Raw genomic sequence first — 24,307 nt, 5'->3', positions numbered from 1 at the left:
TCACTCGGGTGTCGATCCATCGTAGACAGCGCGACTTATTTTCCGCTTTTCGTCCGGGTTGGCAACCGACGATCGAGGAGATGTCGCGCGACGAACTCGTTGCGTACGCAAGGCGCATGACGATGTGCGCGATATGTGCCGCAAATCCCGGCGAATGACTAACTGCCTCTGGCGCGTCGGCATATTGCGCGAAGGTAGTCGCACTTCACGCAGGCGCACGCGAACATCTCAACACCGCCGCGGTGGGCGTCGACGAGTCCATTGGCGTTGCAGTAGATTTCGCGCTCGGCGCTAGCGAGCGATTTTTCGCGAATTGGTCCGGACAATGGAATGGGGGGCGGACGGGGCAAGTGCCATTGCTATAATCCCGACCTACAAAATTCAAACAGCAGTACGAGAGAGCATTTCCGAAGATTACGGCCGAATCGAAAGGAGTCCCAGTCAATGCCAAGCGCAAAAACAAGCAACCGAGAACGCTAAGTCGCTCTCGCATAGCATCGCAATCCGCTCGCCTCGCATGAAAGGCCATCCGCGAAACGTTTGCTGACAGGTCGCTGGAGAGCGACATCTCGCTATTCGTTGCGCGTGAATCGCGTTGTGCGATTCGCGCACCCGTCCGTCGATGAAAAGGTCTGTCTTGTCGTACTACGATCAAATCCGCAACGTCGCCGAACTCACTAGCGCTTTCGGTAAGCGCCCCATTCGCACGAACTGGGGCCAAGCTCATCAGCGAGACTTCGACTGGCTGCTCGCGCTGCTCTATGCCGACATCCGCGAAGGGCTGATGACCGGTCTAACTGGCCGGCTTGTCTATGTCTCGGTGCGCGACGATCTGTTGCCGTCGCGGTTTCTCGGCCTTCCGGTGGGCATCGAGATGTCTGGAGCCGATAGGGGCCGGTTCCGCACCGTCAACGGCATCGTCACAGAGGTGCGGATCGGCGCATCCGATGGCGAATTGACCTGTTATGAACTCACGATCGTCGATGCCATCACGCTGCTGCGCGGCAAGTGCAATTCGCGCATCTTTACGGGACAACGACTCCCCGACGTATTTCACACGCTGTTTTCCGATTACAGCCGCACGCCGGCGTTCTCCCGCGCCGTCGATCTCGATTTGTCGATGCTGGATCGCAGTCGATATCCCGAGCGAGCGTTTGTACGGCAGGCGGACGAACCGGACGGCAAATTTATCGAGCGGCTCGCCCGTCGTGATGGCATCACGTATTTCGCTCGGGCAGGGGATCGCAATGGCAAAACCGGCAAGGATTGCACCACGCCAATGCACACCATTGCCATGTTCGATAGTCCGCTCAGCCTGCCACAGACGCGAGCCGGAACGCTCCACTATCGGCGCAGGAGTGGCACCGACACGAAGGAAGGCATCGTTTCGATCACTTGGACGCAGGCAATTACGTCGGGCAAGACGGCTATCGAGTCGCCCGACTACAAGACGGCTCGCGTGGACGGCACCACCTATAAGAGCGAAGTCGATCATGGCGAGGCCGGCAATGGCCTAGCCGCGCTACTCACCGACTATCGCATCTACGGACCCCACGCCGGTGATTCCCATAGCGACCTCAGCCGGCTTGCCCGAGCCCGGATGCTGTCGCACGACCACCGGGCGCAGCGCGTCGATTTCATGGGCAACGTAGTCGATATCGGCCTTGCGGAATGGTTTGAGCTGGAGGGATATGTCCCGCTCGCGCTCAAGCCGGAGAAAGAACGGAAGTTCGTCACGATCGAACTGCATCGGCGGATGTGGAACAACTTGCCCAAAGGGCTTGATGAACACGCGCAACGGGTATTTGCCGCGAGCCGTAGTCGGTTTGCCGGTCCGATCGAGAACTCCGCCTTCGGCACCGATTACGCGCCGCTGACCGGCGAACGCTATGAGATTGCGCTTTCCTGCGTGCGACGCGGCGTGCCGCTCACGCCCGCTTACGAGCCTCGCATCGATCTGCCGCCGACGCCGCCTATTCTTGGCCGCATCGTTGCATCGCAAGCCATGCCGCTGTCGACTGATGAATATGGCCGTGCATGGGTGCAACTGCTTGGGCTGAACCCGAAAGATCACGAGGACGGCGGTGGAACCAGCGGCACGCCGGCGGACAGCGCACCGCTGCTCGTGCTCAATCCTTGGGCGGGGGATCGGTACGGCTTTTCTTTCCCGTTGCGGCCCGGGATGCGTGTGGTGCTCGACAGCCTGGCGGGCGATCCTGATCGCCTATTCATCAAGGGCACGCTCAACGATATCCGTCACATGCCGACGGCGTTCTCTCGCGTCACCCAATTGCCCGGCAACCCCTACATGCTCGGGTTTCGCAGCCGCGAGATCAACGGCGGCCGCGGCAATCAAGTGGTGCTGTCCGACTGGCCGCAGCAGATCAATGCGCAAGTGGCGAGCGATGAGGGCTATTCGCAGCTCAATCTAGGACACATTGCGCATCCGAGCGACAGCGGCTTGGGCAAGTCGCGCGGGTACGGGGCGGAATTGCGCACGGACGCATCGCTTGTCGCTCGCGCGGCAAACGGCTTGATGCTGACGACCTATGCGCGCACTGCCGCGAGTGGCGGCTTGCTCGATCGCGAGGAAATGCTCGCGCTGCTTGACCAGTTCGGCGAGCTGTTCGCGGCCATGGGCGATTACGCTCACCAGCATGGCCTACAGGGGCCGGACAAGGTGGGGCTCGAGACACTGGCGCAAAAGTTGAAGCAGTGGAGTTCGGCACCGGGTGCCAACGACGGCGACATGATGGCGTTTGCGGCGCGTGGGGGCGCGGGACACTTCACACCGAAAACGCACGCCGTGTTCGCCGGCGAGAACGTCGATCATGCGGCGGCCAAGCATATCCAAATGACCGCTGGGGCTCGCCTACATGCGTCGGCACGCGAACAGGTGGAGTTCAACGCAGGCGCGGGACTGAAGGCGACCGCGGCGCATGGTCCGATGCAGCTGGAAGCGCATGATGACTTGATTCGGCTGGCCGCGCAAAAGGCCGTGGAAATGGAGTCGATGACCGACCTCATTCGACTCTCGGCGAGCAAGGCCATTGAACTGCAATGCGCCGGCGCCATCATCCGTATCGCGGATGGCAACATCGAAATTCACGCGCCCGGCGGCATCACGTACAAGGGCAGCAAGCACAGCTTTGATGGACCGGCGAGCAGTCCGGCGCAATTGACGCCCTTCAAGCCATCGCATCAGGCGCAGTACGTTCTGAAGGACCAAACCGACGGCTCGCCGCTACTGCGGCATCCGTACTCGCTCAAGACGCCCGATGGGCGAACGCTACAGAGCGTCACGAACGAGCGTGGCGAAACCACACCTGTCTTTACGCAGGACTCGCAGGACGTGCCCTTACAGGCGTATAAGCCTCGACTCGCGCAAGCCGAGTCGTGGCAGCTCGCCGGTCTCGATCGGGCCAGCATCGCGAAGGACTACATCAATTCGAAGGAGAGCTGACACATGGCCGGCACGATGGTGCAGGTTGCGACCACCTGTACGACGATCAACGAACAGAAGACCTATGCGGAGCTGCCACCGGGGACGAAGGGCTATCTGCAAGAGAAAATCGAGTTCGCGCTCAAGGTACCGGACTTCGCCAACGTCCAGTTGCCCGATGGCTCGAACACCATTGCTATGCTCAAGCAGATCGCGATGAGTTGGGCGATTCGTCTCGACGAGGCGATCGCCGATTTCTACTGGCAGTACAAGGCCGAGGTCTGCTTCGATATGACACCGGCCCGGCAATCCGGTGGACGTCGCGCCCCCATCCCCTATCTGAGCAGCGAGGTCGAGGACGGACCCGGCCGCCGACACAGTTTGAATCCCTTTCCACAGGCGAAGGGGGCCAAGCCCGGCATGCTGAGACGGCCCGATGTGATCATCGTAATAAACCCGGATGACCGCTGGCCGGGACGCAGCCTTATCGATCACGAGGGCAAGGAACACGGCAACAATTCGCTGCGGCTCGTGGAAATCAAGTTCCCGGGCGATGACTGGGGCGAGGGCCAGGAACGTGATTATCAGTGGATTGCCGCTCCACCTGGCTTGTACAAAGAGCACATGACGGTGATCGATGTGAGCGACTGTCACGGCGATCTCGAGGAGGCGCATGCGCGGGTGCGGGCAATGTCAGGCGCAGAACGCGAAGCGGAAATGAGCCGACGTCGCGAAGAGCGTCGAAAGCGCCTGCGTCTTGCGATTCGCAGCGTCGAAGCCATTCCCGAGCCTGCATGGTATGAAACGTGGCTGCGGCAGGCCGAGGCGGAAGGCGAAGTGGCCGTGGCTGCGGTCTGGGACACGCTGAATGCCGGGGCGCAGTATCTTTCGTCGGAAATGCAGGGATGGCTGCGCCAACATGCGCCTTGGACCCTGGCAGCCGGCCAGTGGGTGCAGGAGACCGCTGGCGCGGCCTGGTGCTATGTGGATGCAAAGGGACAAGAGGTTTTCCGGTACACGGCCGCTCAGCTAAAAGCCGGCTGGCAGGCGATCGTGCGCTCGACCGACATGACCTGGGAGTTGTTCAGGCAGATCAATTGGACGCAGGTGGGCACGTCCATCGTCAAGGGGCTGGTGGCGCTAATCGCGGTGGTTGCCGGCGTGGTCGTGATTGTCGTGCTGTCGGAGGTGCTCCTAGCCATCCTGCTTGCACTGGCCGCTATCATCGCAACGGCTTCGGCAGCAGCCGTCGCCGTGCTGGCCGCTGTATTGGGTGTTTCGGAGATGGCCGCAGCGTAACAAGCGGCGATGCGAAAATCAAACGATCGGAAAGAAGGCTAGACAGGGAAAGACATGAGCATCGATGAAACGACGAAGCCCGTCGTGCTGACGCCGTTTGCGGCGTATGCACGCTATTTCGAGGACCTGAGCGTACGGCTCGCGGACAATAGTTTCGCCATGAAGCCCGGGGTGATCGGGACGATTTTCTTCGCGCATGGCGGAACGCCGGAAGGACGGCAGGCACTGCTCGCGTGCTTCGATCGGTTCGACGAGATGTTCGGCGAACACCTCGTCACCGGCAAGGATACCGACCTCGGGAAGCTTAGCCGACGCGATGCGAAAGGCGTCGAGAAAATCCGTCGGGCGATCATTGAGACGCCGTTCGATGAGGCCGTAAGCGTGATCCGGTCAAGCGCGCCGAATTCGAAAATGGCGCCGGACTACCAGATAAGAACGCTGACCAACATTACGAATTTGGAGGACTACACATCCCCGGAAGGCTGGACCTCGCCGAAGGGACGGGAAATCGGCTACTCGTACCTGAAGTTCAGCGTACCGATGGAACTGGTGACGCGCCCCGAGGGGCAGGCGCAGTCTGAAGCGTTTCTGCGGTACTTGTGCGAGCAGTTGGACGTGCGAGGCGGCTACGGTGGATTGTCGGCGGTCACAGCCTACGACTATCACAACTGGCAAGCCCAGGAATGGGCAATCGCGCAGCGATTCAGCGGGATCGAGATCGATGCCTGCGCGCATTTGTCGACGCACGAATGGTGTCCGGACTCGTTCGACGGCACCGAGGAACGCATGACTGCCTACTACCCGTATCTCAATCCGGGCTCGAACGTCGGATCATGGGGTTTCATCAAGGGCGTGAACTGGTACACCCTGCTCGGAGACCTATTCGTCGAGCGGCTCGGCGGTGACGCCGAACTGCGTAAGGCACTGGATCGAGACGACATCCTGATCGAGCGCATCAATCACTGCGTCCTGGTACGAGCCGGCCCGTTTCCGCGCCTGGGTGCGCCGGAGGAAGGCTTGCCCGAGCCTTACGTCTTCGTCAACGAGGTGTTGCGCGTGCTGCGCAATCCGAAGCCGGACGGGCTGCACCTATATGATCCGCATCTCCCGAATGCAGACAGTAAGCACGCGCGGTCCTGGGAGGCCCGTTTCGATCGATGGGATGCGCAGCCGATCCCACAGCCGCCGAAGATCGTCCCTCCGCCTCCCGAGAAGCGTCGCAACAGCGTGCAGGGTGGCAGCCCCTGCCCGGAAGCGGGTTGGTGGTATACGCACGCGATGCAAGGTAGCCGGCGATATTTCAAGCAAGGAGAGATCATGCCGGCTATCGAAGGCAGCAAGTGGGGGGCAACGTATTGGATCTGGGCACCCAGCCAAGATAGTGCCAAGTGATGCCGACCACCTAGGTGGCCAGGCGGTGCTCGTAGTACGGCACGCTCACGTGCGTGCGTCGAGAATCGCATGCAGCGCAGCGAAGTCGGCGAGATTGGGATTCAGCCAGGCATCGATTTGCTCGGGCTGGATCGGTCACGCCAAAACGTTTGCCGTGACCGATCGTTTCAGCACTGGGGACGCGATTTCGCCGGACGGCGCCGCGGCCAGGGGGTATCGCGTCAAACTCCGCGGGTCGATTCTTCCTCCAGTGCATTCGCCTTCGATCATGAGACCCATCGCCCCCGCTCGTTTGGAAACGCCGGCATCGAATCCGGCCCCGTCGTCCGAAGCGCAACCGCATCAGCCTTCCCCTGCCTCGCCGGTTGGCCAGTCTTCCGGCGCGGCGCATAGGTTGCCGCTGGCGGCGAGGGGCAGCGCATCGCCAGGCGCGCCGAGGCCACGCCTGGCGATCTCGGGCATGACGAGCGCGCGAGCGGCCGCCTCCGACGCGGCCATCAAGGAAGTCGTCGCGGCCATCGACAAAGGGAACGCGCCGCGGCTGCGGCAATTGCTGAGCATGCTGCCTCGTTTGATGACGGAGCGTACGGCTACAGGGCATACGCTGCTGACGCACGCCGTGTCCACCGGCAATCGAGACGCCGTACACGTCATCCTGCAAGCAGCCGGCATGGCCGAAGCATTGGCTGCGCAACCGGGGACGGACGACGACACGCACTTTCGCCACCTCGCGAATCTGCCCGATGCGGACGGTCGCACGGCGCTGGCGCATGCGGCATTGCAGGGCGACGAGGGGATCGCGAAGCTGCTGCTCGGGCTTCACGCTGCGCCAGCTTCCGGCGTCAAGGCGCCGCTGTTCGACGTCAACTTGCCCGACCGGAACGGCCTGACGCCATTAAGCCTTGCGCTCAGGAACATGAACGGAAAGCGAGCGCCCGGCGCCGAACAAGTGGCGCTTGCGATTCTCGAACGCAGCGACGCGCTGCCCGACCTGGCGCCGGGCGGCGAGCGAACCCCGATGCAGCTCGCCATCGAACGAGCCAGCCCCAGCATCGTCCGAGCAATCGGACGGCACCCTAATGCCGACCCGAACAGGCTCGATGCCAAGGGAAGAACGCCTTTATTTCAGGTTCTCGAAAAATGGGAAGACGCTGTGAACTATCACGGGCGCTCATCGCATTGGGAATCGATGTTGAACGATCTCGTGGCGAACCCGCGCGTCGATCCGCAGGCTCGCCACGCGAACGGGCGGACACTGCTTACGCATATCGTTCAGATTGAGCCGCATGGCGGGGCTTTTGCGCATCCCGCTATCGTCGAGCTGCATGTTCAATGGTTGAACACGACGTTGACGGGAATATTGCACGCCGCCCGCGGCCGGGAGGATTTCAATTTGCGCGCAATCGACAATCACCGGCACAATGCATTCGGCGTGCTCGAGGGGATGGTCAGGGTGATGCCGCGCTATCGGCAGTTGCTCGATCTGCTGCGCGCGGAGGAGCCTCGGCGCGGCGTCATCGGCGCACTGAAAGAAATCGATGAGAAGCGCAACGCGTTGGGCTCGGCCAAGGACGCTACCCCTGAGCAGAAAGCGAGAGCGCGTAGCTACATCGGTCGAATCGATGAGGCCCGCGCGGCGGCGTTGAGCCGAGACTTGCCGAAGGCGAAGGACATCGCGCAGGACATCCTCGAATCCATCGATGACGATGTCGGCTTCTTCGATGACGGCAGAAGCGATACCGCACCGATCCGGCTTCTCGATGGAGACCACGAATCGATTGCGCGGCAAATGATGCAGATCGTGCGGATAGGGGCGTTGCTCGAAGAGGCGGCAGCGGCCGGGGCGAGCACTAGCGGAACGGCTGGGGGGTAGTGCGTTCTATTGGGTGTTTCAGCGAGCGAGGAAAGCGGATGCGGGTCATCGCGGAAGAGCCGTGGAGTTGGTTCCTATTGGAGGACGACGGAAAGCTATTCCTCGACGTACTGGTCGAGAACGGAGCCATCTCGTTCGGTGCAACGGCCGAACTCAACCCGGAGCAGGCGGCGCGCTACGCCCGAGAAGGCATCGGCTACTTGAGCGGCCTATCGAATGAAATGCGCCATCAAGCACTGATGCGGCAATGGTCTGAGCCGCCGCTCCCGGCGGACTGGGCGAAACGTTCGGTCGCCGCGGTCCATGAGTGGCGAAAGCGTCGCAACGAATGAGCGAAGCCGTGGGACTCGATACGGCGAGACCCACGGATGCACATGGCTGATTCGGGCGCCCGTTCCTCGCTCCCGTTGAATCGAGTACTGATTCGTGTTCGTTCTCGTTTCGACGATGCCCGCCGAATTCGGTGATTGTGGCACCTCGGCGCAGCGCACCTTGGATGTCGGCGGCTGCGCTTCGCGGTGGGACGGGCCGTTGAGTGCCGATGGGCGAACCCTATGCATCGTCGCGAAGCGAGCCAAACTTAATTCACGCCCACACCACCGTACGAGAGGTAGTGTCCGAGCAGGCGCGCGAACTGTCCGCCGTCGGTATTGATCGACGTCGAATACGTGCCGCCGCCGCTAAAGACGATCGCGAACGTGCTGATGCCGCCGTACTCCCACGGGTACTTCAGCATGTAATCGGCGTGGTTGTCACGGTAGTGGCCGGGCGTGCCTCCGGGCGTGTCGGACGGAACGCCCAACGGCGTTTGCCACCATAGCATCGGCAGCGCGTTGCCCAAGGCGGCACGGTAAGTCGAGTATTGGGCTTGCTCCTCGTGGAAGTTGGGCGTGGCGATGTTGTTTTCATCGCGATAGAACGGACCGGTACGGCCCATGCATTCGCCGATGTTGGCCAATTCCAGGCAGCCCGCATCGCGATCGCTGGTTTGCGCGACGATGAAATCGGCGCGATCGGCACCGACGGTCTGCATTTCCTTGGCGACGACATCGGGCGCACCATTCCAGAACGCGGGCGGAAAGCCGATCAACGCTTTGGGCGCGTGCCACCGTGCCATCGAGATGAGGCACTGGCCGATCCCGGCAGCGCTATTGGGCATCCAGCTACATTCGGGCTGGTCGTTCACGACCGCGGGCAGTTGCGTCGCATCGTGATTGGGCGCTTGCGCATACACGTAGCCCCAGAAGTCGGGCTCCAAGTTGACGAGCACCGGCATGTTGAGATCGTTGATGCGCTCGTACATCATGCGTACCTGCGACCAGTAGGTATCCATGAAGGTCGAGTCGTTGATGCCGCTCAGATTGCCATCGCCTTTGGCTGCCATCTGGTACAGCGTAAACATCGGCGTCGCCCCGTACGCTCGATCGTTTTGCGCGGTGTACGTGATATACGCGCCGTCGGTATTCCAGTACGGCCAGGAGCCCGCGCCCACGCCGACGAGGTAGGTGTCGATGATGTCGGGGCGAATGCCCTGGGCTTTCATATCGTCGATCGATTGGCCGGCGCCGAGGCCGATTTGCAGGCGCGGCACCAGGCCCATTTTCTCGAGGATCGCCGTGGCCGGATTGCTCGGCGTGCTCTGGTCGTGTTTGACCGCCGTTTGGCTCGCGCCCGCAGGGACAGCCGCCGTCTTGGCGCTGGTGCCGGGGGCGGCGTCGCCAGTGCCTGCGCCGCCGCAGCCGAACAGGGCGAGTGAAATCAAAGCGGCCGCGACATACCGATCGGCGAATCCGTTCGGTTTGTCGCGTGAATCGATCGCGCAGCGTGCGTGACACGCCATGCTCGTATCGCTTGCCTTCTTCATGGTTCCCACCTCTTCGATGATCTGGTATTGGAATGCGGCGGCGTTTGCCCGCGCCTTGAATATTTCGATAAAAATCGACTGTCGTCGTATTCGCAGGCGGAATAGGTATTCGAAAAACGAAAGTTCGCGGCCTAGGTTGTCGGGTTTTTTGTGTCGTCCCGTGGAAACCGAAATGCGGGACATACGTGGCAATAAAGCGGTTTCGACGGCTGTGCTGCCGGAAGGATCGCACCGATCTTTCGCTTTGCTCCCTTGTCTTTCGCCGCCACAGTACGCTGCACACGTCATCGTGTGAGAAAAATACGTATTTCGATAAATCGTAGACGCTGCTTGCCGCTCGGCCTTCGCCACCGGCGCGCAATGCGCAACGTGCGCTGAAGGCGCCGCGCTGAGAGGCGTGCGACTACCCTATGTACGGAGCGTGCGATGCCGAGAATCAACTCGCCCAGCGAGGGCGCCCAACCCGTCAACGTCAACCGGCATCAGGGCACTGAAACCGACCAGCGCGATTCGGATGCCGGGCAGGAGCCGAGAGAGCGCACACTTTCGGGCCATCAAGGCGGACATTTGGACGCACTCAGCCCGCGACGTCCGACTGTCTCAACGCCTACCGGCACCTGCGCCGGAGCGCCACGGGGTACAGAGTTGCCTTCGATCGAAGCAGCCGCGCGCGTAGGCGAAGCGCAAGTCGCCGAGCCTACTGGCGTGCGTCGGCGGCGTACCGTCCTGCCGGCGACTTCCGCGCAGCCCCAGGCCAGCACATCGACGCCGCCTGAAGAACGCGGCGCGGGCGATGCCGCCCATGCCGAGCAACCCGGCGGGCTCGCTGGGTTCGCGCGCCGCGCTGGCCGCACGGCGGCTTCCAATCTGTATCTCGCCGTCAAGGTCTACGTCGGCCTGGCGGCGGTGACCACTGCCTATCGGGCGGCTCGCCATCCGCGCGACATCGTCGAACGCCCCATCGGCCTGCTCAATAGCGGCTGGAGCTTGAGCGATCGCGTGGATGAACATACCGTTGCCATGGGCCGCGCCGAAGTGATGCAGCAGCACGGCAGTTTCATTCCACTGGACAGCGCATGTTTCGAAGTGTCACCGCGTATCGTCGACGATCTTCCCGCATGGAAGGGGGGGACCGTGGCTCGCCGCAATCAGCCAGTGGGCGATTGGCGTCCGACGGATCTCCAATTGAATCGCTTTGTGCGGCATGCGGGCGGCCGCCATACGGTTCATCACGAATACTTGCACTGCTTCACGCATGACGCCTTCATGTCCGGCATTTCAGGCAGTCCCTACGCGGAGACGATCAATGAGGCGCTGACAGAGCGATTCGCGGATCGACTTCCGGGCCATGCGGTGGGCAAGCTCAGTCCGTACGATTTCGAACGGCTGCCCAACGGAAAGCGGTGGGCCACGGCCGCCGCGGAACTCGAGCGAGCCGTCGGCAGCGACACGCTGCAAAGGGCGTATTTCAGCGGGGATGCCGATGCGATCCGAGCCGTGTCGGCTGCAATCGTCGACATCTGGCCAAAGGATGTGACGAACGCCGCCTGGCGCTCGATCAGGTCGGGCGACCGGGGCGAAGAGCAGCGGCTCGCGGAGTGTTTCGTCGGCGCGGCGCTGCTCGCGACCGGGAAAGTGCCGCCAGAGCCGGCACCCGGTTCCGGGAACAACGGCAATTGGGCGATGGATTATCTGCCCGTCGCGACATTCAACCGCATTTCGCTGGCGCAGGCACAAGCGCTGCGAACGCAAGCCGACGCGATGCGCGCTCAGCTTGGCACTGCGTTCGATCAAGCTTTCTACGGCTTCGACCGCGAGGCGCAAGGCCAGGCCATGGCACAGATCCGCGGTGCGATCCGTGCCGCGTGGAAGCCGGTGCTCTGAGGACGGCGCACTGCCTTACCTCCCTTCTTGTTCTAACCTGTTTTAGTTGAAATCGATGAATACAAACGAAGACCGCAGAGATCGTTGGGCCGAAAATCCTGCGCAGTCGAAGAAGTTCGAAACCGAGCGGTTCGTTGTCGTTCCGCTCACGGGCGCGCAGGCAAAGCGGCTGCTGTGCGTGTTGCTGCAGGACGACATGCTGGCCTCGAGAGTCGACTGGCTGAACGATAAATCGCTCGATGGGGTGGAAAAGGAAGCCTTTCGAATCGAGCTGATGTGCAATGCCGGCCAAGTCAACGTGTGGAGCATCGTCGAGCGCGCCAGGAAGCTGCAGATCGGCGCCGTGATGGCGTCGTTCTCGCTTGACGGGCTCGACCTCGACCTGCTCGTTGCCTCGCAGTTTTGGGATCAGGACGTGTCGACCGAGGTGGCCGAGCCCGTGGCGCAATGGCTAGAGAAGGTCGCGTCGAATTTCGATTTAGCGCGGTACGGCGTTTAAAGCTAGCGGTCGCCTCGAGAGAACGATGCGACCGCCGATGCCCTCATGGCGGGACCCTGACGCGCAACTGCAATGCGGCGATCGGGACCTCGCCGAGATCGTCGACGATCGATTTGAGTTCATCGTGTGGATCGATTTGCGCGGGCGATCCATGATGCGCCTCACGTCTTCACTCAAACTGCCGACTGCGGCGCAGCGCGATGTTCGCTTCGATCAGTTGGCGCGTGCGCGGATCGCACGTTTCGACGAATCGCTGCCCAAGCGGTGTCAGCCCTTCTTCCGTGAGGAATCGGCGCACTTGCTCGACGGAAGCGCTAGCCCGTCGCGCGACGCTCTCCATGTCGTTCGCGGGATTGGAGAACGTCGATGACATACTCAAGAAATGAGGGCCGATGGCGATGATGATCTGCCTGTTTTCCATTGCCCGCGCGATGCGCGCTTGTCGATCCGGGCGCAGGTTGCGGAACCAAACCCTACCCCCACGAGCACCGAATCCGCCGCTGTCGGTCAGATACGAGCTCAAGTTGGGCATTTCGCGCCTGAGGGCGGCGCCCGCGATCCCAGCTTCGTATCGCTCGATCAATGCATTGATCTCATGGAACGTCATGACATCGCGTGGTATCGACAAGGCGAGTTGAAGATTCATTTGTTGTAATTCGCTCAACGTTTTGAGGAATTGAAATCCCTTTTCGGTGATCCCCTCGTCCGGTACGAAGTATTCGTCCAGCGGAACGGAGACTCGATACTGCAACGCGCTGAGCGGCACCCTGCCGATGTCGTCGAGAATAGACCGGAGTTCCGCGGCGTGAGGATCCATGAACGCGTGCGGCGCGGTGTATTGCCGATGCGACGGGCCTTCGCCTGCATTGAGGTCCAGTTGCCGTTGGCCGGACGGCATCGCTGGCATGGCGAACGACGATTCTGGCGCGGACGCCGGAATCGCTTCGCGTCGGCCATACCTGAGTTGCATGTTTTGCTGGATTTGCGCTTGCCGTTCGGGGCGCAGGCGAGCGACATACTGTGCGCCTCTTTCGGTCAACCCGGAGTCGTTGAACAGGCGTTGCAGGTCCTCCAAATTGCCGCCCAGGCGGGCGGCCACTCGCGGCAAGTCGCTGTTGGGATCGGCAAGTAGTTCCGAAATTTGAACCAGATACCGCCCGAGGTTTTGAATCGCCGTTCGATCGGCAATTGCGGCCCGCACGCGCGCTTGCGCGTTCTCGCTCAAGTTCGCCAACCACGATTCACCGCGTCGCGGGTTCAGCCCGGTCGGCGCCAGATATCGCCGAATAGTCGGAGCCTGCTCAGCTAGATCCGTTACTTTTTCGTTCAGAGCAAATCGGTCCAGAAAGGGAGAAATCTCCGAGAAGGCGCTTTCGCACGCGGTCCGCCGCTGATACGCTTGTCGGCGACGCTCGAGCCCGTCGAGGACGCGGGCCTTGTCGTCGTTCGACATGCGATCGATACGTGCACGCCCATTCGGCAATAGGTCTCCCTCCTCGGAAATGAAATGTCGAAGCCACGTGCTCCGCCCATCCTGTATTTGATCGATCGGAACCCCGGCCTCGATGCTCGGCAGCAATGCGACGAACGGGTCGCGAGGCCCCCCCATCAAATGCTCGTGCCACTCTGCGAGATTGAGGTTAGCGCCCGCGCCTGCGCCCTCGGCCGGCGTCGCCGGAAGGGACAGCGAGAACTCGCGAGAGTAGGGCGGCGCTGCGGAGGCTGCCTCGTCGTGCCAGTTCGATGGACCTGCGTCGGCACTCGAATTAAGATCCCACTCCCACCCGCCGGAAGGCGTTTGCGGCACCGCAAACGATGGTTCCGTCGAGTATGTCCGTGCCGGCGATCCGTGAGCCGGCTGCCCGGTCAATTGCGCATTCCACGCGTCCAGCCCCAAGTGCGAGTCCGCACCCGAGGAAGGTGTAGCCGGAACGGAAAGCGAGAACTCGCGAGCGTAGTGCGGCGCCGCGGAGGCCGCCTCGTCGTGCCAGTTCGACGGGCCGGCATCGGCACCCGAATTTAGATCCCACCCCCACCCGCCGGAAGGCGTCTGCGGCATGGCGAACGATGCTTCCGGCGAATGGGCCGGTACCGGTGACGCATGAGCCGGCTGGCCCATCAACTGCGCCCGCCAGGCATCCAGATTCAGCTCTGCCTCCGATTGCGACGCAGGTGTCGCCGGGACCGAAAGCGAAAATGCGGGCGACGGGATCGCGGCGCGTCGGCTATTTCGAAGTTGGAAGTTGTACTGGATCGTTGCCGCACGTTCTTGGGGCAGGCGTGACAGGTACTGCGTCCCTCTGTCCGTTAGGCCGGAGTCGTTGAAAAGGCGCTCCAAGTCCTGCTCGCTGCGGTCGATTCTTGCCGCCGCCACCGACAAAGCGTTTGCCGGATCGGCCAGAACCTTTGAAGCGGCAACCAAGCGCTGGCCGCCGATATTGCGGATCGCATTTCGATCCGCAACGGCGTCTCGCACCCGCGTTTGCCGCTCGTGACTCAAGCTTTCAACCCAGGCTTCGCCGCTGCCTGGGCGCGGTCCGGTCTGAGTCATATACCGCTTCAGGCTCGGCGCTTCAGCCGCCAGATCGTTCATTTTGTCGTTCAAGGCATACCGATCGAGGACGGGTGCAATTTCCGTAAAAGCTGATTCGTAGAGCCGTGCGACCAACTGAGAAGTCTCCGGCGCGTCGGTCGTCCCTGCCTCGGCCCGCTGCCGAAAGACCTGTCGGCGTAGCCTGAGGGCCTCGAGGAATTGGACCTTGTCCTCGTTCCCCAAGTTATCGAAATAGGCGCCTCCCCCAGTTGCGAGACTCCCATTGTCATAGAACACGTTCCGAAGCCACGTGCTCTGGCCTGCCTGCATGTCGTCGATCGGCTCACCGGCCGCGATGCGCGGCAGCAACGCCATAATCGGGTCTTGCGCAGGAGCGCTCGCCTGTCCGGAGGGAATCGCAGCGCGGGGTCTCGAAGACGATGACGCGCCCGCGCTCTCGCCGGAGCGGTTGGATGCGAGGCGTCTCAATCCGGATAACGCGCCGGAGCCCGCTGTGGAGTGAGTTCGAGCGGCGCCCTGCGGTGCATTCGACGTTCCGGCACCGGACGCTTCACCGGGGTTGGCGTCAGCGCGTCGCGACGAGGAAGAGCGGAAAGCGTTTCTGATTCTGTCCATGGTGGTCGAAAAAAATGAAAGAGATGTTCTACGCGGCGTGGCGAATGCCCGTTCGGTTCTTAGCCCGTGCTCAGTGCTTAGGCCATAGCGGCTGGAAATGCCCCGGGGTATGCAGGATATGAATGAGCCTGCCTTGATTGCCGTAGACGGGATGCACGATCAACGATAGATCCGCTTGCTCTTCGATGAATTGAATGCGTACGCGGTAGTTGGCGGCAAGCGTCACGGCGAGCACATTGGCGCCTTCGGCATCGATGAAGCCGTGTGGATCTGCCTCCCCCAGCCTCACGAGACTGTTTCGTAAAGCGCTGACTTCGCGAGAAATTCCGGGCGGCGCGTAGTGGGTCCAGCGGCGTGTGTTGTGAACGAGTTGCAGTAGCGAATCGAGCAAGCAGTTGAGCCCATCGGCGCTGGCATGGCCCATCTGCGCGTCGACTTGCGCGAGAAACGATTCACGCGTCATGCTCGGCAATGGGCCGACGGGCAGATTCGCAAGCTCGAGACCGTGCCCGTGTGCCGGCGACGCTTGCGGGTGCCAACCGGACGATGCCGCGGCGTAGGGATCGTAGCCGTGACCATAGGCGTAGCCATACGGTGTAGCCGCCGGATTTTGGAAGGTCCATGTTCCGCTGTGTGCGTCGTCTTGTAGGTCGCCGCGCAGCGTCGATGCGCCCAACGATCCGAGACTGCGGAAGGTCGAATCCGAGGCGGAAGGCTGCACCGGTGCCTCAGGGCCCGCGACTTCATCCGGGTCCGCGTTCAAATCTAAAGGCGAGGCGGCGTGGTACCCGTAGGGGCCGATCGAACTGAGATTGCCGAAGGTCGTATTGGAGTCGGCAGGCAGCGGCGATCCTGGCGGGCCCATGATTTCCGGGCCGGGTGTCGCGGGATAGGCCGGCCAATGTGAAAAATGTGAACCGAGCAGAGAGGAGTCGGCAGACAAGGCGGGCCCCGGCGAGCCGGTAACCTGCCAGCTAGGCGTGCTCGGATGAACCGGCAACTGGGTGCCGGGCGGGCCCATGACTTCTTGTCCGCGCGTATCGGGATAGGACGGCCAGTGTGAAAAATGCGAACCGAGCAGCGAAGAGTCGGCCGACAACGCCGGCCCCGGCGAGCCGGCGACCTCCCAGCTAGGCGTGCTCGGATGAATCGGCAACTGGGTTCCCGGCGGACCCATGACTTCTTGATATGGTGTGCCCGTATCACGGGCCCAGCCGGACCATTGCGAATCGGGAAGGCCGGAGAAGTCGGGGCTTTCGGGCTGCGCATGCGGGCTCGATACAACTTGATCCTCGGATCGGGCCGGCGATGTCGGTTGCGCGGCATCGTTGTCGGCTTCCGCGCGGCGGGTCGTGCCTAGATGGACGTTCCAAAGGACGGCCGCCTGTGTGGACTGGTCGCACCGACCGACGAGGTCGAGGCCCTTTTGAGTGAGGCCAGTCTCCATCAAGAAGGTGCGCAGCGCGTCCTCGCCGATTCCGGCTGCGGCAGCAACATCGCCCATAGTGGCATTGGGCCGCAAGAATGCGGTGGACGCTTTGACGAAGCCGCCGGACATCAGCGTTTGCGAGGGCGTGGCGTTGATCGATGCCGGTCTGGCGCCGGCGGTTCGCGCTCGTGGCTGCGCCGCACGATCGCTGCCGGGCTGGGATGGCGGCTGGGTGGCATTTTCGGGGTGACGGGACCGCCTCGCGTGCGCATACTTTAACGCCGACATACTGGGGCGCCGCGAAGCCGTAGGAAGCGCCAGCGCGTCTTGGAACGGTTGGAGCATTCCATGCGAAGCGGCCAACGCGAGGCCATCGTCAGTCAACGCGGTTGTTCCGATGCGAAAGTACCGGACCGCGATATCGGGCGGCAGCGAGTCGACGATTTCCTCCAGCGACAGCCCTTGCGTCAGCTGAGCGAGTGCGCTCCTCATGTGATTGAGGGTCTCGCTCTCGCTTGGCGCCGAAGACTGGCGGTGGTTGCCGGCGCGATGGCGGTTGTTCATCATCGTTGCCGAAAGATCGGCGCGTCGTGAAGCGGTGGGAAGCGCCAGCGCGGTAGCGAATGCTTGGCTTATGTTGCTTCCGTACGAAGCCACCAAATTGAGCCCCTCATCCGTAAGCGCAGTCCGCTTGACGCTGAAGTTCAGCTTCACCTCGATGTCCAGCGAGTCGAGCACAGTCACCAGTGCTTCGCCTCGCATGAGTTGAGCGAGCGCGTTCATCATTTGCTGCTTTGTCTCAGCGGCCGATAGGCGCTTCTGTCGCGGAGCACGCGCACGGTCGATGCGAACGGTGGTCTCGACCATTGACGAAACGGGGCCCGGCGCCGGCTGCTTACTGCCGCCGAACAGGCTCGAGATGCGCGATGCCAAGCCGCGGCGCTGGGTAGTGGGCCGACTATTCGAGCGCGACCGATCGATTTGAAGATCGTTCAGCCCTTGGAGTGCGCCGGCCGACTCCGGCGATGACGGCGGTGAACTCTCCGGAGAATCGGTGTTTTCGGAGGTTCGATGCCCCCGTCCCGTATCGCTGTCATACCGCCGCGAGCTTCCCGCGTTGGACGCGTTATATAAATGGCTAAAGCGCATGGTGTGGCCCTCGTAATTTGCTCTTCTCGTCGATGGTTTCGACGTTTTCGAAATTCGAGGGCGAGCGTATCGTCGTCGTGATTGCCGAGCCGATAAAGCCGGCGAATATCGAGGTGTCTCAGCGAATCGTTGCACCATTGTTGGGCATCGAAATTCGAATGACTCGATAGCGCGAAATGGGCTTTGCGTAGATGTAAGCGGTGTCGAGCGGGATTGATGCGGGGGGGCGGCGAAAACGACGAATCGGAAGGGCGTGGCCGAGAGGCGTAGGCACGCCTCTCTTCGATCTTCATCAATAACCGCGGGTGGTTTCGAATCCGACCTCCCCGTCATCCTGAATCGTCGCGGAGATAATGTAAGACTTAAATCCGTCGGAAAGAGGACCCCTTTCGAGCGGAACTTGCATGCCATCGAGCATTCCTTCCAGCGCCTCTCGTACGTCCCGTCCGTTCGGCGTCGACGGGTCGCCACCGGCGATGACCGCATTGACTTCATAGCCGGCGGCGCGTAACACCTGCACCTTGCGCGCAATGGCGACGCCGGGTGACGGTACGCCAGGCAAAACATGGAAGACAGAGGCGGAGGAGGCGATCACGTTACCGTCGCCATCGCGGCAAACGCCGCCGACGGCGACGCCGGTGCATACGGTCAGTGCGGAGGTTTGAAGCGTTTCGCCTCGCTCCCGAATGGTTTTTCGATCGACCTTTCTGGCAGAGTAATCGACCACGTTACGGTAGGAGTCGGTATCGGCCTCGGCCACGTGATGATGGGATGGGCCCGCCTGTTGGCCTCGGCGGGGTAGGCCGGAAAGAACGCCTCCTTCCGAATGGCGTGCCGGCGGCGAGGGCGGGAGTTGTCGTGCTTGGTGGGCCTCGGAGGAAGGGGTGTATGACGGCACACCAGAGGTTGACGACATCTTTCCAAAACAAATGCCCATATCGGTCTCCTATAAAATAACCTATTGTCACCACGTGCCTCCCCCTATGATCGAGCTAGAGCGAAACGCATTCTGCGTCAACGAATTTTCATAAACGATCGTTGACCAGTTGTCCTGGGAGGTCATTGGATTTCTGCGTCATAGACCAGGCGCGAAGAGCGATCATTTATTCGGTGCTAATTTTCGGGAACTTTGGCCGTCGATATTTAGGTATAGCGAAATTCAACGTCGCTTCGTCGCAGGCCAGATTTTTTCGCCGTGTCGGGACGGTTTTCCGAATCTCATCGGGAAAATGACGCGATGGTTGATTCTTGGGGGATGAAATGGGCGGTTGTATCGGAAAGCCGAGCAGAAGCTACGGTCAGGATTATGCTGTCGATCAAAGGTACACCGCTCCGCTTGGCACCTCCCCAGCGGCCGACGCTGACACGAGACATGCCCTAGGGGCCGAGGATCGACTCAGCGAACTGAGCGACCTGAGCCAAGATAGCCCCACTCGATTCTCCAGCGGCCAGTCTGGCGGCTCGGCGCCCCGCCGAGCGATCGATCGAGATTTCGCATCGATTCGCTCGAGCTTGCTAGGGATGCAAGAGATGAAAGCGGCGCCGGACGGTTCTGTCATGGAACTCGATCATGCGTTCTTGCCCGTCGCTGTCAAAGCCGAGAACGAGCGATCCGCCGACAAGTGCCGCCGAGCCGGAATGGAGCATGTGCCGGTCTCGTATGTCGGAAGCGTTCATGCCTTGTGCGCTTCGATTTGCAATGGCGAACTCGGTCGTGCCCGTGTGGTTCTCAGACTGAGAGAAAACCGCGATCACGTCGTTGCCGCAGATGTCAGCCTCATCGGTCATGCAGTATCGATCTTGGTCGTCGAGCCGGTCGACCATTCGTCGACCCGAAAGCTGCTCGAGAGCTGCCTCGGTGACATGGCCCGGTTACTGCCGCCCTATTCGATGGTGTCCGTTTTGATGCAAGGATCGCAAAAAAGCAAGTTCGACTGCGCGATGTTTGCGCTGCACTCGGCATCGAAGATGCTCGCTCAGCGCGGCTTTTTCGATCAATTACATTGGGAGAACGTGGCCGCTCACGCGACGGGACAAGGGGGCCTCCTTGCGAGCCAGGCGTGTTCGTGGATTGGGCCGTACCGCATGATTGAAGCCAGCACTATTTTGCCGGCGGTCTTTTACAAGCACGCTCAGTCGAACAAGGCGGTCGCGCAGGCTTTTGGCGGGCGACGCAACGAGTTGCTTGGCGAAGCGGTCAATAAAAGAGCGGAAACGTTGGCTCAGCGCTTGCAAAGACATCGTGATTTTCGGTTGGATTTCAATCGAGAGGTCAACACCTCGATCGAGACGAAGCGCGTTGAATACGTAGAACGGGCTCGCGCTTATGCGCGGAATGCGCCCGACGGCGAGGTGGAAAGCATGGCTTCGGAAGCGGCGAACGTTGCTTCCGATTGGTTCAGACGTTCACATGCCGCATCGGAAATGAATCGGGACTCCGACGATTGAAGGCGCATGGAACAAGTGGCTGCGGCTTCAAAATTCCTAGAAGTGTGAGAACAGAAATCGGCCGAATCTGTCTGAAAGAGAGCCCCTTTTGGAACGGAACGTTAAAAAGACTCATTTTCTCCATGCGACGCGCCGTGTAGCATAATCGCAGCTAAACACCTTCTGCTTTGGCGAACTTGCGTAGGCGATCGTATGACGCACTGTCATGCGACATGTTTGAATCGGAGTGCTCCGATAATGCGGAGTGCCTTTCGCCGTGGGCCAGATTTTTTCGCCGCGGTGGCGAGGGAGATCCATTCGATATTGGAAAATGGCGAAACGATTTATTCCGCGGGGCAGAGATGGGTGGTTGTATTGGAAAGCCTAGCACAAGCTACGAACACCGGTATATGCACGACGGTGAGTATTCGGCCGCCGAAGGAGAGGCAGATCACGCCACGGAAAGTCCGCGCGGGTCCGAGGGCCACCTTAGCGAATTGCGCGAATTGGGCCGAACTAGCCCTGCCGCAGCACGCTTCGCCCCATCGGGGGACTACGCATATCATGACCATGCCTATCATCCATCGCACGGCACGGCGCCACAGTGGTCCTCTGGGTATGTAGCCGATACGGCCGCCTCGCCGGAGCACGAGACGCATGCTGCGCGCACCGCGCTGTCCGATGGCGAATGCCAACTGGGCGGCTACTTGGTGGACCGCCTCATACTGGGCCGCCCTGTGGATGGTTCCACGCTCGAAAAGCTCAGGCGTGCGAACCAAACCGTCTCGGAAACACGCCGCGCATTGAAATATGGTCGCGGCAACGTGTCCGTCGACATCAACGATAGCGGCGGCACGAGTTCGCTGCGAACGGAAGCGGGCCGCCTGGCGAGGCGAGCGATCCCGCAAAAATTGGCTTCCGGCGAGCCATTGGATCCTGCCGTGCGGGCTGTCGCCGCCGCGATGACTGCGCAGGCCGGCCTGTGCAGCACGCACGCCCACGTAGCGGGGTTCCTGCATGCCGCCAAGCTGGAGGAAGGCGAACACGTCTATGTGATGGGCAGCAGTAATCCAAGCCACAATTGGGTGGAGTGGCGAGGAGAGACATCCGATCGCGGACACGGCATCGTCATGGATGCGTGGGGTAAGACCTCGACCATTCTTGCGGAAGACGGCTCGCTTTCTCACGCTGGGCACCCCGCGGTAGTCGATTACCACTACGATCGGACAACCGGTGCTCACGCCCATGCGCAGTTGCGCGAGTTACAGCAACAACGCCAGTGGCGAATGGACGCAGAGCTTGGGCGCCAGATGAAAAAACTCGGGCCAGATTTTCGATTCCCGGACGAGGCGGTCTTGGAGCCGGCATCAGTCCTGTCCGACGAGTTCGCGCAGAGCGTGGCGCACGCAATGAACGAAGTCGACCCCGCCACCCTCGCAATGCACGCTACGAATATGGCTCGGACATTGGGAGCGAGCGGTTCGCCCGAAGTCGCACGGGCAGCCGGACGGATCGCCGAGGTTGCAGCGGATCCGATGGGCTATCCGTTGAGATCGTATCCGGCGCTGGCTGCGGACGACGATTTCTAAAACCATTGATTGCGCACTCCATCGCAAGGAGGTCCTTCCCCCGCTAGGCCTGATGGGAACAGAGGGAAATTCTCGATTCAGCTCGCGCGTGTTGGCGGATAGCCGGCCGCTGCCGCGCTCGCGTCGACCACGCGTGCCGGGTCCGCTCGGCAAAAGCGGCACGGGGCCGTTCGCCGAGCAGCGTTCGACGCCGAACGATGGACTTCGCCGGCTTCTAACTCATGGCACCCGCCATCGCACCGCCTGCCGCCGCAGATTGAAACAGCCGCGATAGGCGAGGCCCGGCTTCTCGCAGTTCGTCGTATCGGATGAACCACACATTCATGTTGCGATAGGCGGAGTGATTATCGGTCATGCCTTCGACGATATCTTCCTCGCCGCCGATCTCCACATGCTTTTCCAGCATGCCGCCGGCCGTCATGCCGATGCAGTGATTGATCCGGTTGATGGCGATCAGCGACGACCGGCTCTCCGCGAACAGTACATGGGTGCCGTGCTGATAGGCGTCGGCCTGTAGCGCCAAATGCAGCAGGATGCTCAAGCCACGCGCCTTTGTTCCATCCGCTCCATGATGTTTGACGGCCCACGCCTTTTCCGCGAGACGCAGCGTACGGCCGTCGCACATCGGGACATCCTTACGCTCGGAAACGCACAGGCTGTGCAAGCGTCCCGTGCGAATCGATCTCAACGCCACCACCGTGTACGTGTCGACGCCGGTGAGCAGCGCATCGAGTTCGACATCCACCTGCGACGAATCTTCATCCAACGAAGAACAGATCATGGCGACCATGTCGCGCCGATCCGCCTCGGACGGCACGCCCTGTAGGCGCTCGATGGTGAAACCGGCCGCCCGCGCTTCGCTCAGAATGGACGCTTCGCTACGGTGTGCCGGACGCGAGCGGACCTCGAACAGCATCTGCTGCTGTTGCAGGATGACGCCGGGCTTGCTGTACCGACAGCCGAAATTGCGGCCGTAGGTGACGAACGCATAATCGGCGAACGCGCTGCCGGTGGGAATGACCGACTCGACCCGGTAGCGACGCGACGTCGCCACGGCCATCGCAGAGGGCAGGCAAGACTCGTGCGTCAGCGCGCGTATGACGATGCGCGTGGCACCGTGCCCGCTCGCGAACGCATCGGCTCGAGCGAGCACGCGATGCAGCGTTGCCGGGTCGGTCACGTACTCGGTGGCAATTTGACGTACTCGCCGGTTCGAGGGGTCGTAGTGGAGAGCGATGTCTCCCATGCAATTGAGCAGCATGGCGGCACCTCACGGTTGATAGCTGAACGTGGAATCGATGCGGTCGAGAAAATATCGGCCCGCGGTAGTCGGTGCATGGCGCGCGGGGTTCGCTTCGCTCGTGCAGGTAGGCAGCACCGTTAGATCGGTATCGAAGTTCGGATCGACGAAAAACGGCAGGGAATAGCGCACCTGGGCCGAGGTATTGATGACGCGATGCGGCGTCGCCACGAATCGATCGTTTGACCAGCGAGCTAGCATGTCCCCCACGTTGACAAGCAAAGCGTGCTCGATCGCCGGGGCCGAGATCCATTTGCCCTGCCGATTTTTTACCTGCAAGCCGCCGATGCTGTCCTGGGCTAAGATCGTCAAGCAGCCGAAATCCGTGTGCTCGCCGCATCCCACCTGCTCGTAGCCGATGCGGCCGCTTTGCGGCGGATAGCGAAGCGGCCGCAGCGTGGGCAAAGGCTTGTCGAAATAGCGATCGAAAAACCGCTCGGGCAAGCCCAATGCGATCGCAAACGCCCGCATCAACGCGATGCCGAGTTCGAGGCAAGCATCGGAATAGGCCAGCATGACCTCCTTGAATTCCGGCAGCGCGTCCGGCCACTGATTGCCGCCCCGCAGCGGCAGCCCGAATTCGGGATCGGCCGGCGACAGTTCGCGGCCGATATGAAAACCCTCCTTATAGTCCCCGCGCTCGTATACCGAAGGATCGAAGTTCTCCCTGCCGATTTCGAAGTAGCCCCGATGGTTCTTCGATTTGCCGATATGCACCTGCATCTTGCGCTGCGCCGGCAGCGCGAAAAAGCGTTCCATTTGATGAAACGCCTTGTTCGTCAATGAGGCCGGAATGCCGTGGTTACGGATGTAGAAGAAGCCGATCGTGGATGCCGCCTCGGAGATGGCGATCGCCGTCTGCCGACGCGTGTCCGGCGTGCCGTCTAGAAAGCGGCCGAAATCGATGACGCCGATCTCGTCCGTCGCCGATCCTTCGGCGCATAGACGCGAATCGATCGCATGCATTGTCTGTGTCATTGAGCAAGCCTCG

The 24,307-nt window shown here is 61.5% G+C and carries 15 protein-coding genes; 9 read left to right on the top strand and 6 right to left on the bottom strand.

Translation table 11 applies throughout. The annotated features are described in order from the left end of the window. Positions 1 to 622 precede the first annotated feature (622 nt). The 5 genes from ACTHN9_RS15465 (at position 623) to ACTHN9_RS15445 (ending at position 8,338) form a co-directional block, all read left to right on the top strand. A complete protein-coding gene (locus tag ACTHN9_RS15465; protein ID WP_440537650.1) occupies positions 623 to 3,463 on the top strand; it encodes a type VI secretion system Vgr family protein in 2,841 nt (946 codons plus the stop codon). A 3-nt stretch (positions 3,464 to 3,466) separates the two neighbouring features. Continuing rightward, positions 3,467 to 4,741, top strand: coding sequence for a VRR-NUC domain-containing protein (locus ACTHN9_RS15460; protein WP_440537649.1), 1,275 nt, complete (start codon positions 3,467 to 3,469; stop codon positions 4,739 to 4,741). Positions 4,742 to 4,795: 54 nt separating this feature from the next. After that, entirely contained in the window at positions 4,796 to 6,133 is a 1,338-nt protein-coding gene (locus ACTHN9_RS15455; protein ID WP_440537648.1) for a type VI immunity family protein, read from the top strand. 268 nt (positions 6,134 to 6,401) lie between these two features. Then, the gene (locus ACTHN9_RS15450) at positions 6,402 to 8,006 is read left to right on the top strand and encodes a hypothetical protein (protein ID WP_440537647.1); all 1,605 of its coding nucleotides are present in this window, start codon (positions 6,402 to 6,404) and stop codon (positions 8,004 to 8,006) included. A 38-nt stretch (positions 8,007 to 8,044) separates the two neighbouring features. Then, positions 8,045 to 8,338, top strand: coding sequence for a hypothetical protein (locus tag ACTHN9_RS15445; protein ID WP_440537646.1), 294 nt, complete (start codon positions 8,045 to 8,047; stop codon positions 8,336 to 8,338). A 248-nt stretch (positions 8,339 to 8,586) separates the two neighbouring features. Here the strand turns inward: ACTHN9_RS15445 and ACTHN9_RS15440 are convergent, their stop codons facing one another. Beyond that, complete coding sequence (locus ACTHN9_RS15440; protein WP_440537645.1) at positions 8,587 to 9,870, bottom strand: hypothetical protein; 1,284 nt, start codon at positions 9,868 to 9,870, stop codon at positions 8,587 to 8,589. 426 nt (positions 9,871 to 10,296) lie between these two features. Between ACTHN9_RS15440 and ACTHN9_RS15435 the strand changes: the two genes are divergently transcribed. Next, positions 10,297 to 11,754 (top strand): hypothetical protein, encoded by a 1,458-nt coding sequence (locus tag ACTHN9_RS15435; RefSeq protein ID WP_440537644.1) that lies wholly within the window; start codon positions 10,297 to 10,299, stop codon positions 11,752 to 11,754. A gap of 55 nt (positions 11,755 to 11,809) precedes the next feature. After that, positions 11,810 to 12,253 (top strand): hypothetical protein, encoded by a 444-nt coding sequence (locus ACTHN9_RS15430; protein ID WP_440537643.1) that lies wholly within the window; start codon positions 11,810 to 11,812, stop codon positions 12,251 to 12,253. A 169-nt stretch (positions 12,254 to 12,422) separates the two neighbouring features. Here ACTHN9_RS15430 and ACTHN9_RS15425 read toward each other — a convergent pair whose 3' ends face one another. The 3 genes from ACTHN9_RS15425 to ACTHN9_RS15415 all read right to left on the bottom strand — a co-directional run bounded on the left by ACTHN9_RS15425 (position 12,423) and on the right by ACTHN9_RS15415 (position 18,760). After that, positions 12,423 to 15,161: a hypothetical protein gene (locus ACTHN9_RS15425; protein ID WP_440537642.1), complete on the bottom strand. Its 2,739-nt coding sequence runs from the start codon at positions 15,159 to 15,161 to the stop codon at positions 12,423 to 12,425. 331 nt (positions 15,162 to 15,492) lie between these two features. Beyond that, positions 15,493 to 17,637 (bottom strand): hypothetical protein, encoded by a 2,145-nt coding sequence (locus ACTHN9_RS15420; RefSeq protein ID WP_440537641.1) that lies wholly within the window; start codon positions 17,635 to 17,637, stop codon positions 15,493 to 15,495. Positions 17,638 to 18,292: 655 nt separating this feature from the next. Continuing rightward, positions 18,293 to 18,760 (bottom strand): hypothetical protein, encoded by a 468-nt coding sequence (locus ACTHN9_RS15415; protein WP_440537640.1) that lies wholly within the window; start codon positions 18,758 to 18,760, stop codon positions 18,293 to 18,295. Between the two features lie 761 nt (positions 18,761 to 19,521). Between ACTHN9_RS15415 and ACTHN9_RS15410 the strand changes: the two genes are divergently transcribed. Together ACTHN9_RS15410 and ACTHN9_RS15405 are read left to right on the top strand one after the other, a co-directional pair. After that, positions 19,522 to 20,448, top strand: coding sequence for a YopJ family acetyltransferase (locus ACTHN9_RS15410; RefSeq protein WP_440537639.1), 927 nt, complete (start codon positions 19,522 to 19,524; stop codon positions 20,446 to 20,448). Positions 20,449 to 20,615: 167 nt separating this feature from the next. Continuing rightward, complete coding sequence (locus ACTHN9_RS15405; RefSeq protein ID WP_440537638.1) at positions 20,616 to 22,016, top strand: hypothetical protein; 1,401 nt, start codon at positions 20,616 to 20,618, stop codon at positions 22,014 to 22,016. Between the two features lie 214 nt (positions 22,017 to 22,230). Here ACTHN9_RS15405 and ACTHN9_RS15400 read toward each other — a convergent pair whose 3' ends face one another. Continuing rightward, positions 22,231 to 23,277: a hypothetical protein gene (locus ACTHN9_RS15400; RefSeq protein ID WP_440537637.1), complete on the bottom strand. Its 1,047-nt coding sequence runs from the start codon at positions 23,275 to 23,277 to the stop codon at positions 22,231 to 22,233. A 9-nt stretch (positions 23,278 to 23,286) separates the two neighbouring features. Continuing rightward, positions 23,287 to 24,294: an isopenicillin N synthase family dioxygenase gene (locus tag ACTHN9_RS15395; protein WP_440537636.1), complete on the bottom strand. Its 1,008-nt coding sequence runs from the start codon at positions 24,292 to 24,294 to the stop codon at positions 23,287 to 23,289. Between the last annotated feature and the right edge of the window lie 13 nt (positions 24,295 to 24,307).

This window comes from Trinickia sp., from assembly GCF_051953405.1.
Classification (GTDB): domain Bacteria; phylum Pseudomonadota; class Gammaproteobacteria; order Burkholderiales; family Burkholderiaceae; genus Trinickia.
The sequence above is the reverse complement of the archived record's forward strand: the minus strand, read 5'-3'. Positions and strand labels throughout refer to the sequence as shown.

What these genes read in the sequence shown, in the direction of transcription:
- ACTHN9_RS15465 (WP_440537650.1), top strand. Translation starts at nt 623, where the DNA reads ATGAAAAGGTCTGTCTTGTCGTACTACGATCAAATCCGCAACGTCGCC.
- ACTHN9_RS15460 (WP_440537649.1), top strand. Translation starts at nt 3,467, where the DNA reads ATGGCCGGCACGATGGTGCAGGTTGCGACCACCTGTACGACGATCAAC.
- ACTHN9_RS15455 (WP_440537648.1), top strand. Translation starts at nt 4,796, where the DNA reads ATGAGCATCGATGAAACGACGAAGCCCGTCGTGCTGACGCCGTTTGCG.
- ACTHN9_RS15450 (WP_440537647.1), top strand. Translation starts at nt 6,402, where the DNA reads ATGAGACCCATCGCCCCCGCTCGTTTGGAAACGCCGGCATCGAATCCG.
- ACTHN9_RS15445 (WP_440537646.1), top strand. Translation starts at nt 8,045, where the DNA reads ATGCGGGTCATCGCGGAAGAGCCGTGGAGTTGGTTCCTATTGGAGGAC.
- ACTHN9_RS15440 (WP_440537645.1), bottom strand. Translation starts at nt 9,870, where the DNA reads ATGAAGAAGGCAAGCGATACGAGCATGGCGTGTCACGCACGCTGCGCG.
- ACTHN9_RS15435 (WP_440537644.1), top strand. Translation starts at nt 10,297, where the DNA reads ATGCCGAGAATCAACTCGCCCAGCGAGGGCGCCCAACCCGTCAACGTC.
- ACTHN9_RS15430 (WP_440537643.1), top strand. Translation starts at nt 11,810, where the DNA reads ATGAATACAAACGAAGACCGCAGAGATCGTTGGGCCGAAAATCCTGCG.
- ACTHN9_RS15425 (WP_440537642.1), bottom strand. Translation starts at nt 15,161, where the DNA reads ATGGCGTTGCTGCCGCGCATCGCGGCCGGTGAGCCGATCGACGACATG.
- ACTHN9_RS15420 (WP_440537641.1), bottom strand. Translation starts at nt 17,637, where the DNA reads ATGATGAACGCGCTCGCTCAACTCATGCGAGGCGAAGCACTGGTGACT.
- ACTHN9_RS15410 (WP_440537639.1), top strand. Translation starts at nt 19,522, where the DNA reads ATGCAAGAGATGAAAGCGGCGCCGGACGGTTCTGTCATGGAACTCGAT.
- ACTHN9_RS15400 (WP_440537637.1), bottom strand. Translation starts at nt 23,277, where the DNA reads ATGCTGCTCAATTGCATGGGAGACATCGCTCTCCACTACGACCCCTCG.
- ACTHN9_RS15395 (WP_440537636.1), bottom strand. Translation starts at nt 24,294, where the DNA reads ATGACACAGACAATGCATGCGATCGATTCGCGTCTATGCGCCGAAGGA.